Consider the following 12,641-nt stretch of genomic DNA (forward strand, 5'->3'; position numbering starts at 1 on the left):
CTCCTAACCCGACGCGCCCTGCGTACCGGGGCCGCCCTGGACGCCGTCGACGCCTCTGGTGCCCGCTGTCCCAGACGAACCCGCGCGAGCGTCACCGGAAGCCGCCCCGGCCACGCCGGCCGCGCCGCCGGCGCCGCCGGTCCCGGCCGCTCCGCCCGCACCGCCGACTCCGCCGGCCCCCGCGGCCCCGGCGGTGGGCCCGGCCCCTCCGATCCCGCCTTTGCCGCCGTTGCCGCCGCTACCCCCGTTGGCGCCATTGCCGCCGTTGCCGCCGTTGCCGCCGTTGCCGCTGCTCGCCAGGAACTGCGTTGTAGCGGCGCCGCCGTTACCCCCGGCGCCCCCGGCGCCGCCGTTGGCGCCGGCGCCTCCCGCGCCTCCCGCTCCGCCGATACCGCCGGCCCCGCCGACGACGCCGGTCAGATCGCCGATCGTTCCGGCGGCTCCGCCGGCGCCTGCGGCGCCGCCGCTGCCGCCCTTGCCGCCGAAGCTTTCGGGCCCATTGGCGTTGCCGCCGTGGCCGCCGTTGCCCCCGGCGCCGCCATTGGCGCCGACGCCGTTGGTGAGGTTGCTGCCGCCGACACCGCCGTTGCCGCCGTTGCCGCCTGCACCCCCGTGGCCGCCGTTGCCGCCGTGCCCCGCCGTGCCGGCGGTGGTCGCGTTCAGAATGTTTCCGCCGGCGCCGCCGGTGCCGCCATTGCCGCCGACGCCGCCGGTGCCTCCGGTACCGCCGTCCCCACCGGTGCCGGGGTTGATACCGGGGCCTTGATACTGGACCGAACCGCCTTTACCGCCGTCGCCGCCGTTACCTCCGGTGGCCCCGGTGCCGCCGTCCCCGCCCCTGCCGCCGACCGGCCGGCCGCCGTTGGAGGCGGTCCCGTCACCGCCCGAACCTCCCGGGCCGCCCGATGTTCCGGCGGGATCTGCGACAGCGCTCTTGCCGTTCTGGCCCGCCGCGCCACTGGGATTGCCGTCTTGTCCGGGGAGGCCTTGCCCGGCCGATCCGCCGCCGATGAACGGATTCACCCCCTCGCCGCCGGCACCTCCGACGCCGCCGAACCCTCCCTGACCGCCATTTCCTGCGCTTCCCATGCCGCCGGTCACCCCGCCGTCGCCGCCTCCTGCGCCGCCGAGACCGCCGTTGCCGCCCTTGCCGCCCACGCCCCCGACACCGCCGGTGCCGGCTTGTGCGGTGGGAAGTGCCGCAGCCTCCCCGGTGCCGCCGGTGCCGCCGATACCGCCGACGCCGCCGTTGCCGCCTCGTCCGCCGTTGACGCCGGACCCGCCGGCTGCCCCGCCCTGGCCGCCCTTTCCGCCGGCGCCGCCTGTGGTGCCGGTCCCGCCGACGCCGCCGGTTTGCGATGAACCGGTGAGACCCGTTCCGCCGGTACCCCCGGTACCGCCGGTGCCGCCGGTACCGCCGATTCCCGCTTTGCCTGCCGCGCCGGCAACACCGCCGGCCCCGCCCGACGCTCCGCCGGCGCCCGCAGCACCACCTTGACCGCCGGTGCCCCCGGTGGCGCCCGTCCCGCCGGCCGCCAGGTAAGTGCCCGCGGTGCCGGTGCCGCCCGTGCCGCCAGTGCCGCCGACCCCGCCAGTGCCGCCGGTGCCGCCGTCTCCGGCGTTGGCGTCGACCGCGCCGGCCGCCCCGCCGGCGCCCGCCCGACCGCCCTGGCCGCCCTTGCCGCCCTGGCCGCCGGCGATGCCGATGTCGCCCTGACCTCCCTTGCCGCCGTCGCCACCGACTCCGCCGCTGCCGCCTTTGCCGCCGTCGCCCGCGTGGGCGCCGAGTCCGCCGGCGGCCCCGCCTTTTCCGCCGTTGCCACCCAGTCCGCCCGCGGTGCCATTGCCGCCCTGGCCACCGCCCTCGGTGCCGGGGTGCCCTGGCCGCCGGCCCCGCCAGTGCCTCCGGTGCCACCCGTGCCGCCGTTGCCGCCGGAGCCCGCCGCGCCGGTGTTGCCGCCCGCGCCGCCGGCCGCACCGCCAATGCCTGCCGCTCCGCCGTCGCCTGCGGTCCCGCCGTTGCCGCCGGTGCCGCCCGACTGGGTGGCGGTGCCGGCCGTGCCGGTCCCGCCGGTGCCGCCAGTTCCGCCGGTACCCCCGTTGCCGCCTTGGCCGCCGTTCCCGGCGTTGGCGCCGGTTCCGCCGGCGGCGCCGCCTTTACCGCCGGTGCCGCCTTGGCCGCCGGTGGTACCGGAACCGCCTTCGCCGCCGCCCGGGTTGCCGGTCGCACCCTGGCCGCCGGTGCCGCCGCCGCCCCCTTGTCCGCCGGTGCCGCCGGTGCCGGCGGTTCCGACCGCGCCGGCGTTACCGCCACTTCCGCCGGCCGCGCCGCCACTGCCGGCGGCTCCGCCCTTCCCGCCGACGCCGCCGGTGCCGCCAAGGCCGGCGGCGTCAATGGCGGTGCCGGCGGTGCCGGTGCCGCCGCGGCCGCCGGTGCCGCCGGTCCCGCCGCTACCTCCGCGACCACCGTCGCCGGCGTCAGCGCCGACACCGCCGGCCGCTCCTCCTTGTCCGCCGGTGCCGCCGGCTCCGCCGATGGTGCCGGTGCCGCCGGTGCCGCCGCCGGACGCGCCGGTGCTTCCGGTGCCACCGTCGCCGCCCGTTCCGCCCTGACCTCCTACACCGCCGGCTCCGGCGCGTCCGGTCGCTCCGACACTGCCGCCCGAGCCGCCCGAGGGGCCGCCGGAACCAGCCGAGCCGCCTTGACCGCCGCTCCCACCCTTTCCACCGGCACCGCCACCCAGCACCGAGGTGCCCGTGGTGCCGGTGCCGCCCTGCCCGCCCGTGCCGCCGACGCCGCCGTCGCCGCCTTGCCCGCCGTCGGCACCGACACCACCGGCCGCACCGCCCCGGCCACCGCTACCGCCGCCGCCGCCGGCCGTGCCGTCGCGGCCGATGCCGCCGCCGGGCTGGCCTTCGGCCCCTTGGCCGCCATTCCCGCCGGTGCCTCCCGTGCCCCCACGGCCACCGGCTCCGGAGTGGCCCGCCACGCCGGCGCTGGCCCCGGAGCCACCGGCCGCCCCGCCCGCTCCGGCCACGCCGCCCTGGCCACCCATTCCGCCGTCGCCACCTGTGCCGCCGGGATCGGTGACGGTGCCCGCGGTGCCGGTCCCGCCGGTTCCGCCGGTGCCCCCGATCCCACCGGTGCCGCCTTGGCCGCCCTGACCGAACTTGCCGCCGGCGCCGGCGCCGGCGGCGCCGCCCCGGCCCCCGTCACCGCCCGCGCCGCCATTGGTTCCGGTGTCCCCGTTAGCACCACCGGCGCTGCCGGCGGCGCCCGTGCCGCCGTTGCCGCCGGTCCCACCGGTGCCGCCCGCACCGCCCGAACCGGCAGTACCAGCGGCGCCGACGGTGCCGCCGGTGCCGCCGGACGCTCCGCCGGTACCTGCCGCGCCGCCGGATCCGCCACTCCCGCCATTGCCGCCGTCGCCACCCGCCTGCGAGGAGGTTCCCGCGGCGCCGGTGCCACCCGTTCCGCCGGTGCCCCCGGTGCCGCCGGTGCCGCCCTGGCCGCCGTCCCCGGCGCGGGTCCCGCCTGCTGGGCTGCCGCCGGCGCCGCCGGCGCCGCCCGCGCCTCCGCTGAAGCCGGCGCCGGCCGTGGCGCCGCTGCCCGGGGCGCCGTCAGCGCCGTTGCTGCCCGTTCCACCAGTGCCACCGACGCCACCCGTGCCGCCGCTACCTATCGCGCCTCGGGATCCTCCGATTCCGCCGCTTCCCGCCGACCCGCCGGCCCCGGCCGCACCGCCATTTCCACCGGTTCCCCCGGTGCCGCCGGCCGAGCCGCTGATTGTCCCGGATCCGCCGGCGCCGCCGGTTCCCCCGGTGCCGCCGGTGCCGCCTTGGCCGCCATCCCCGTTGAGCCCGCCCGTACCCGCATTGCCGCCCCGGCCGCCGGTGCCGCCGGCGCCGCCGGCGAAGCCGGTTCGGCCCGTCGCCGCGGAGTTGGCGGCGGCATCCCGGCCCGCACTACCGGCTCCGCCGGTTCCGCCGGCGCCTCCGGTACCGCCGCTGCCGCCGCTGCCCGTGGCGCCGCCCGACCCGCCAGTGCCCGCCCCACCGCCGACGCCGGCGCTTCCGCCGTTGCCTCCCGTCCCGCCGCTCCCGCCGGCCGAACCGCTGATGGTTCCGGATCCGCCGGCGCCGCCGCCGCCTCCTTGACCGCCGCGGCCGCCGGCCCCACCGTCGCCGTTGATCCCGCCGGTAGCGGCGTGGCCGCCCTGGCCGCCGGCACCACCGGCGCCGCCGGTGAAGCCGGCACCGCCCACGGCTGCGGAGTTCGCGGTTGCGTCAGCGCCGGTGCTGCCGGCCCCGCCAAGCCCACCGGTTCCGCCAGTGCCGCCGATGCCCCCGCTGCCTACCGCCCCGCCGGACCCACCGGTGCCGCTGGCACCGCCGGTGCCCGCAGTACCACCGGCGCCGCCGACGCCGCCGGCCCCGCCGGCCGAGCCCGCCAAGGTACCGGACCCGCCTTCGCCGCCCGCGCCGCCTTGACCACCGCGTCCGCCCGTGCCGCCGACGCCGTTACCGCCGCCCGCTGAGGTGCTGCCGCCCTGGCCGCCGGTACCTCCGGAACCACCGGTGAAGCCGGTCCCGCCGACCGCGCCCGACTGAGCGGCCGCGTCGGCGCCGGATCCGCTGGCTCCGCCGTCACCGCCGGTGCCGCCGGTGCCGCCGGTGCCAGCACTCCCGGCTGCGCCGCCGGTGCCGCCGGTGCCGGCCGCGCCACCGAGACCAGCGGATCCGCCGATGCCCCCAGTGCCTCCCGTGCCACCGATTCCGTTGCTACTGGAGCCACCCGCTCCGCCGTGTCCGCCTTGGCCGCCTTGACCGCCCTGGCCGCCGGTGCCGTTGATGCCGCCGGTGGCGGTGGCTCCGCCCTGGCCGCCGTGGCCGCCGCGTCCGCCGGCGAATCCGGAGCCGCCGGTGGCGGCCGAATTCGCGGCGGCATCTGTTCCCTGGCTGCCCATGCCGCCGGTGCCGCCGGTGCCGCCGGTGCCCCCGGTGCCCGCCCTACCGGTGTTTGCGCCGGTGCCGCCGATGCCTGCCGACCCGCCGGCCCCCGCAGTTCCGCCGGCCCCGCCGTCGCCGCCGGTGCCGCCGGCTCCGCTGCTGTTGTAGCCGCCCGTGCCGCCGGCTCCGCCGCGGCCGCCGTGGCCGCCGGCGCCGCCGGGGCCGTTGGTGGCGCCGGCGGTGCTGCCGCCCTGGCCGCCGGCTCCGCCGTCGCCTCCCGCGTAGCCGGTGCCCCCTGCGGCGCCTGAGTCCCCGGTGGCGTCGGTGCCGGCGCTGCCATCGCCGCCGTTGCCACCTGCTCCGCCGGTGCCACCGGTGCCCGCTCGGCCCGTGGTCGCACCGGAGCCACCTGTCCCGGGCGCGCCTCCCGCGCCGCCAGCCCCTCCGGCGCCGCCGGCCCCGCCGTGCCCGCCGGCGCCGTCGGTGTTGGAACCCCCGGACCCACCGTTCCCGCCCTGGCCGCCAGCCCCGCCGGCGCCGCCGCTGCCGTTGGTCCCGCCGGCAGCGGCGGTTCCGCCCTGGCCGCCGGTCCCGCCGGTGCCGCCCGCAGCCCCGGCGCCGCCCGCGGCACCCGAACCTACGGCGGCGTCGGCGCCCGCGGAGCCGGTTCCGCCCTGGCCGCCGGTCCCGCCGGCGCCACCGGTTCCCGCATGGCCCACGGTCGAGCCGGCGCCACCGGCGCCCGCCGCCCCACCGGTCCCGCCGGTTCCACCAGCGCCGCCGACGCCTTGGTTGTTGGAGCCACCGACTCCGCCGGCCCCACCCTGGCCACCCGCGCCTCCCAGACCTCCGGTGCCGGTGGCCCCGCTCGGGCCTACTCCGCCCGCGCCACCGGCCCCACCAGCTCCACCGGCGAACCCGCTGCCGCCGTCCATGCCCGAACCCGGCGCGGCGTCAGCACCCGCAAGGCCCACCCCGCCGGTGCCGCCCGTCCCCCCGACGCCCTCAGCGCCGGCCGCACCGTCAGCGCCACTGAGGCTGAGCAATTGTCCCGAACCGCCCGCCCCGCCGTGCCCGGCGGCGCCGCCGGTACCACCGACGCCTCCCGTGCCGCCGACACCTCCCAGACCTGCGACGGCACCGTCGGCGCCCGTTCCGCCGCTTCCTCCGGGCCCGCCGCCGCCGCCCAGACCGCCTTGCCCACCGGCTCCAAACAACAGCGCCGCTCGACCTCCTGCGCCACCGGCCCCGCCGCTGCCACCGGCCGCGCCGCTTCCGCCGCTGCCGGTGCCGAACCCGCCGGCCCCGCCGAGCCCGCCCATTCCACCGGCGCCGCCGCCGCTGAACAATCCGCCGGCGCCGCCGGTCCCGCCGGTGCCGCCGGTCCCGCCAGCGATACCGATGCCGCCCGCCGCGCCGGCCCCGCCCGCACCGCCGGCGCCGCCGGTTCCGAACAGCAGCCCGCCGGCTCCGCCGGCCCCCCCGGTAGCTCCCCCGACGCCTCCGTCACCACCGGCGCCGCCGGTACCCCACAGTCCGGCCGCTCCGCCGGTGCCGCCGCTCTGACCGGGTGCGCCCGCTGCCCCGGCGCCTCCGTTGCCGAACAGCAGGCCCCCGTCGCCACCGCGGCCTCCTGACGTGGTGGCGCTCGCGCCATCCCCGATCAGTGGCCGCCCGAGCAGCAGCTGGGTGGGGTAGTTGATCAGGCCCAGCAGCACCTGCTCGACGTTGACCGCTTCGGCCGACTCATACGATCCCGCCGCGTCGTACAACGCGGCCACAAACTCGTGCTGGGCCGCGCCTATTCGTGCACTGATTTCCTGGTACTGCAGACCATGCCCGGCGAACAATGCCGCAATACTCGCGGACACCTCGTCCTCAGCGGCCGCCACGACCTGCGTCGTAGCGTTCGCAGCCGCCGCGTTGGCCGCGCTGAGCGCCGACCCGACACCAGCCAGCTCCTGGGTGGCTGCGAGCATCAGTTCCGCTGAAACCAATAGCTGCGGCATAGCGACACTCCCGGTTACCAAAAAGGCGATTGCCAACCGCCACTGCATTCGTGATCGACCGCTGTTACTGCCCTGGTCGGTCCGAATGTTATCGCCGAATTTTTATCGCGTCAGTGAATTTGCGTATTTTCGCGGACAACTTTCCTGCGCAAACTCCGCCCTAATTGGGCTGACCAGTATTCCCGACTGCGCCCCCATCGATAGTGTAATAGCTTGCAGCACAGCACTTTTAAAAGTTTACGATGAGTTGACGCTAAGAGAGCGCATCAAATGAAAGCGTGTAAATGCTATTTAAATTGTTGTGTCGACAAGCACTTACATAGCGCGCACACGCTATGTAAATGCGGCCCGGTGTGCGGACGCAGGGCTGCATTGATTCGTGGTTGCGAAACAGACTCTGTGTACGCCCTTAGCAGTGACTGCGGACATCGAAGATGCGCGGAGAATGATTGCTATTTGAATTCAAAGCGGCCCGAAAAGGGCTTATCGAGCTGCTCCCGGTAGGCGCTCTTTCCCGGGTTCGGCCGTCTGGTAGTAGTGCACGTACGCCACCGCCGGCACCACCACGAAGGTGACGACGATCAACGCTATGGAGAAGTAGTTGGCGCCGCCGTGCGGGGTGAGGATCAGCGTCCGGTAGTCGAAAGACACCGCCAGCGCCACCGAGATCACCACCGCTGCCACCGGTAACACCTTGTCGGTGAACGCATTTCGCTTGACGGCCGCATGCGGGCCGGTTCGGTCTCGAGCCAGTGCGATCAGGGCTATCGGGACGATGATGAACTGGATGAACCGGGCGATCACTGCCAGGCCGGTCAGGGTGTCGCTGTCGAAACGCAACGCCAGCGGGAAGGCCAGCGCCAGCGCCGCGGTGATGATGAACGCCGCCATGGGGACGCCGAAGCGGTTCTTGCGGGACAGGCGGGCCGGCAGGGTGCCGGTGTCCGAAAGCGCGGTCCACAACCGCGGCGCTCCGAACGAGGCGGCCACGTTGATGCCGAACATCGAGATCAGCGCGCCCAGGATGACGATGCTGCGGAAGGCGTCGTTGCTGATGGCCGCGGCCAGTTTGACCGTGTCGGGGGATTGGACGACCTTGTCGGATCCCAACAACATCGCCACGCTGACGGCGAGGACGTAGACGGTGCCCACCGCCAGGATCGACAGCGGGATGGCTCGCGGCAGGTTGCGGTCGGGTTCTTCCATCTCCTCGGCAGCGTTGGCGATCGACTCGAAGCCGGTGAAGGCGTAGAGCGCCGCCACGGTGGCCAGGACCACGCCCGTCAGCGTGCTCTGCCCCGTCTCGAAAAACCCGAACAACGCGTACGGCGCCGGTTGGTGGATCCCGGGTGAGCTTGCCGTGGCGTAGTTATTCACGTGTTGGGTCGCGATGACCCACAGGCCGCCGCCGATGAAGACGGTCAACGCGAAGATCTTGCCGACGGTGGAGATCCCGTTGGCCCACTTGATCACCCGGTTGCCGAACAGATTGATCACCAGCAGCACCACGATGAACAGCAGAAAGGTCAAGGTCTTCACACTGAACAGCTTGCTGTCTTGATACCAATGATGTTGCGGGAAAACAACTCTCAGCAGAGTCGAGACGAACAGTGACGCCAGCACCCCCCACGCGATGGAGGCGACGATCGCGTGGGTGACGCCGACGTAGATGCCGATCCGCTGGCCGAACGCCGCCGTCGTGTAGGCGTAGGAGGCGCCGTTGGTTCGGACGTACCGGGCGGCGGTGGCGAAAACGAGCGCCATGATGCCGGCGAAGAGCCCGGCCAGGACGTAGGCGGCAGGTGCCAATGGTCCGGCGAGCCTGATCACCGCGCCGGGAGTCAAAAAGATGCCGGCTCCGATGACCGCGTTGATTCCGAGCATGACAATGCTCCAGAAGCCGAGCTTGCTGATCGAAATCTCCTCGCCGCCGTACCTCACCCAAAGCGCGGGGTGTCTTCCCTAAGCATCCGGGTTGGCCGATTCTTTCGACACCGCGGGTGTGTCACGCGCCGACTGCGGCCGCCCCCTGTGCCGCGGCCACCTGACGTCGTGCCGCCGATCGCGCGGTTACCACCGACGCGCCGGCACCATCGCCGCCTGCCCGGGAGCAGCCCCGCGGTGCCTCTGTCGGCAAACAACGCGGTACTGGCCCGCCGAGTCCGACAACTGACTACTGCGCGTCAAGACGCGCCGTCGAATCCGGTGCCTCCGAGCGCGCCGAACAGAAGTCCGCCCTTGCCGCCGGCGGCGCCGGTTCCGCCGCTGCCGTGGGCTTTACCACCGGTTCCGCCGTTGCCGCCGCCTCCGCCGTCGCCGCCGTTGCCGATCAGCTGGGCATTGCCGCCGCCGCCGCCGCTGCCACCGGTGCCGCCGGTCCCGGTGGTGAGGTTGTCACCGCCCGCGCCGCCGAACGCCCCCTTGCCCCCGCCGCCGTACAGCGCGCCGCCGTTGCCGCCGACCCCTCCGGCACCGCCCTTGCCGCCGACGCTGGTGTCGATGTTGCTGTTGGTTGTTCCGCCGGCTCCCCCGACGCCGCCCGCACCGCCGTTGCCGATCATCCGGGCGCTGCCGCCGGCACCACCTGCCCCGCCCTGTCCGCCGTCACCGGGACTCGCGGCAGTTTGGTTTCCGCCGACACCGCCGGCCCCGCCGTCACCGCCATTGCCATAGACATACCCACCGGTCCCGCCGGTTCCCCCGGCGCCGCCGTTGCCGCCTCTGCCGGAGCTATCGGGTTGGTTGCCGGCGCCTCCACCAGCGCCCCCGTGACCGCCGGCGCCGAACAACCCGGCGGCCCCGCCATTGCCGCCCAGACCGCCGTCCCCGCCGGCCCCGTTGATGGCGTTCTTGCCGCCGATCCCGCCGGCGCCGCCGTCGCCGCCCTGGCCCGACAGATAGCCGCCGCGGCCCCCAGCGCCACCGGCGCCGCCGGTGCCGCCGGGTATGCCGCCCTTACCCGCGTTGACCCCGCCGGCACCGCCGCCCCCGCCGGCGCCGCCGTTGCCGATCAGCCAGCCGCCGGCCCCGCCTGCCCCGCCGGCTCCGCCGTCGCCCGGCGTGGTCGCGTTGTCGCCGATCGGACCGGATCCGCCGCTGCCGCCCAGTCCGCCGTTACCCCACAGCCCCGCAGCCCCACCGCTGCCGCCGGCGCCGCCAGTGCCGCCCGTGCCCTGGGTGACGTTGACACTGCCGCCATTGCCGCCGGCGCCGCCGTCGCCGTAGAACCACCCGCCGCGGCCGCCGTTACCGCCTGCCCCGCCGCCCCCGATGTCTGCGCCGACGCCACCGGCCCCGCCCGCCGCCCCGTTGCCCCATAACCCGGCGTTGCCGCCACCCCCACCGGCGCCGGCGGCGCCGCTCGTGCCGAGCGCACCGGCATTGAAACCCTGCACGAGTCCGGGAGCACCGCCGTTCCCGCCGGCGCCGCCGGCACCGGCTGTACCGAGCAATCCGGCGCTGCCGCCGGCGCCGCCATTGCCGGCGGCGCCGCCATCACCGCTGATCTGTCCGCCGCCTCCCGCGCCGTTGCCGCCAGTGCCTCCGTCGCCGCCGTTCCCACCGGAGCCGGCGGCGCCGAACATCCCGCTCGTCCCGCCGGACCCACCGGACCCGCCGGAGCCGGCGTTGCCGCCCACACCGGCGCCGCTACCAACGATCCCACCCTTGCCGCCGTTGGCGCCGTCGCCGCCGGCGCCGCCGGCGCCGCCGTTACCGCCGAGTAGCCCTGCCACACCGCCCGATCCGCCGGCGCCGCCGTTACCGCCGCTACCCCCTTGGCCGTTCGCCGCGTTAACGCTCGTGCCGGCGATACCGTTGGCACCGGCTCCGCCGGCCCCGCCGTTGCCCCACAGCCAGCCTCCGTTGCCCCCGGCGCCACCGCTGCCGCCGGCAGTGCCGGCCGCGACGCCACTACCGCCCGCCCCGCCTGCGCCACCGTTGCCGATCAGTCCCGCGGCTCCGCCGTTGCCGCCGGCCGCACCCGAGCCGGCGGCCTGGGAGTAACCGTTGCCGCCGTTGCCGTACAGCAGTCCGCCCGCGCCGCCGTTGGGGCTGGCGGCCGTTCCGTTGGCGCCATCACCGATCAGGGGCCGCCCCAGCAGGACCTGGGTGGGCGCGTTGATCGCGTCCCATAATGTCTGCTGGACGTTGGCGGCCTCGGCGAGTCCATAGGCGTTGCCGCCGGAACTGAGGGCCTGGGCGAACTGCTGGTGGAATGCCGTCGCCTGCTCGCTGACGGCCTGGAACGACAGGGCGTGGCGGCCGAATACCGCGGTGATCGCTTGCGAGATCTCGTCGGCGGCCGCCGCCTGCAGTTGCGTGGTCGGACCCAATGCCGCCGTGCGGGCCGCGTCGATAGCCGATCTCAGAGAAGCCAGGTCGTTTGCCGCGGCGGTCAACAATTCCGGATTCGCGAACACGAACGACATGGCAGTCCTCCCGATAGACTGCCGGGAGCCTAGCGCGTCCGACGGATTTGTACCGCTTTTCGTCCAGAATTGCGAAGAGCCGCAAGTTAATTCACGCGAGCGTCAGATAATTGCCTGGCCAGCCGGCGGGTGAAGTCGGCGGCCTGGGAAGGGCTGTCCACGGCGAACAGCGCCGCGGTGGCCCGATCGCCATCGTCGTTGTGCCGCACCAGAATGGGGATGCCGTCGGCACGGACCGCGTCGAACGCGTCCTCGTCGGTGATGTCATCGCCGAGATAGATCGGCAACCGGGGGCCCGCCTGCGATCCCAGGTGCTCCATCACCCAGCGCAAGGTCTTGCCCTTGTCCCAGTCCAGATTCGGACGCAGCTCGATGACTTCGCGTCCCGTCGTCACCCGCAACGATTCGCGCTGTCCGGCGGTGCGCACGGCCGCCGCCACCTCACCCACCCGGTCGCGCGCGGCGTTGCGGTAGTGCACCGCTACGCCGAATCTCTTGTGTTCCACCACAACACCGGGAATCGCTCCGAGTTGCGCTCGAAGTTGCGCCGCCGCCTGCTCCAGCACCGGGATGGCCGCCGCGGCTTCTTCGTTCTGGTGATGGGCGCCGTCGGGTGCGGTGAGCTCGAATCCGTGGCTGCCGGCATACCAGATGCCGGGTAAACCCACGCGTTTCGACACGTCGGCCAGGTCGCGGCCGCTGAGTATGGCGACCGGACACTGCGCGGCCAGCTCCTGCAGCGCTTCGGATGCACCCGCGACGGGCCGGGCGGCGTCGGGATCGTTCACGATGTCCGACAGGGTGCCGTCGAAGTCGAAGAACACCGCCGGGGCCTTACCGGCGAGGTCCACGGCCTGCACGGCGTCTGGGAGCTCGGACATGCGCTTGTCGCCAGTGCGCACGGTGATCTCGCCGGGGTCGGCGACGACGGCGTCGGCGCCCTGGATCAGGTCGGGGCCGACCCCGATGACCAGCGCGAAACCGGCGTCGCGGGCGGCGCTTACACCGGGTGCGTCCGCCGTGACGACGGCACACCGGCCCGGCCGGGTGGACAGCCGCCGCGCCGCATCGATCGCGCCGTCCGGCGTACAGACGGCGGTGACGACGCGAACGTCGCGAAGCCGGTCGAGCAGCGGTTGGCAAGGCGGCAAAGCTGGGTCGAACAACACCGCATCATGATGGCGTGGGTCGATGATGACGGACCCCGACTTAGGCATGCCCCACCTTCTCACGAAGGTCGGCACGGTTGTTC

The 12,641-nt window shown here is 75.1% G+C and carries 5 protein-coding genes; all 5 read right to left on the minus strand.

The genetic code is table 11. The features are described 5' to 3' along the window. Positions 1 to 3: 3 nt before the first annotated feature. The 5 genes from JX552_RS06430 to otsB all read right to left on the minus strand — a co-directional run bounded on the left by JX552_RS06430 (position 4) and on the right by otsB (position 12,606). Complete coding sequence (locus tag JX552_RS06430) at positions 4 to 1,158, minus strand: hypothetical protein (protein WP_205876592.1); 1,155 nt, start codon at positions 1,156 to 1,158, stop codon at positions 4 to 6. Then, positions 1,098 to 6,959: a PE family protein gene (locus JX552_RS06435; RefSeq protein ID WP_205876593.1), complete on the minus strand. Its 5,862-nt coding sequence runs from the start codon at positions 6,957 to 6,959 to the stop codon at positions 1,098 to 1,100. The genes JX552_RS06430 and JX552_RS06435 overlap by 61 nt, the downstream gene beginning before the upstream one ends. A 483-nt stretch (positions 6,960 to 7,442) precedes the next feature. Further along, positions 7,443 to 8,900, minus strand: coding sequence for an APC family permease (locus JX552_RS06440; protein ID WP_241010898.1), 1,458 nt, complete (start codon positions 8,898 to 8,900; stop codon positions 7,443 to 7,445). Between the two features lie 242 nt (positions 8,901 to 9,142). Next, a complete protein-coding gene (locus JX552_RS06445) occupies positions 9,143 to 11,389 on the minus strand; it encodes a PE family protein (protein WP_205876594.1) in 2,247 nt (748 codons plus the stop codon). A gap of 86 nt (positions 11,390 to 11,475) precedes the next feature. Beyond that, on the minus strand, positions 11,476 to 12,606 hold the full coding sequence (otsB, locus tag JX552_RS06450; protein WP_205876595.1) for a trehalose-phosphatase: 1,131 nt from the start codon (positions 12,604 to 12,606) through the stop codon (positions 11,476 to 11,478). Between the last annotated feature and the right edge of the window lie 35 nt (positions 12,607 to 12,641).

Source organism: Mycobacterium gordonae, assembly GCF_017086405.1.
GTDB classification, from domain to species: domain Bacteria; phylum Actinomycetota; class Actinomycetes; order Mycobacteriales; family Mycobacteriaceae; genus Mycobacterium; species Mycobacterium gordonae_D.

Bases quoted from the DNA above. Each gene is read 5' to 3' on its own strand.
- otsB (WP_205876595.1), bottom strand. From the start codon at position 12,606: ATGCCTAAGTCGGGGTCCGTCATCATCGACCCACGCCATCATGATGCG.
- JX552_RS06445 (WP_205876594.1), bottom strand. From the start codon at position 11,389: ATGTCGTTCGTGTTCGCGAATCCGGAATTGTTGACCGCCGCGGCAAAC.
- JX552_RS06435 (WP_205876593.1), bottom strand. From the start codon at position 6,959: ATGCCGCAGCTATTGGTTTCAGCGGAACTGATGCTCGCAGCCACCCAG.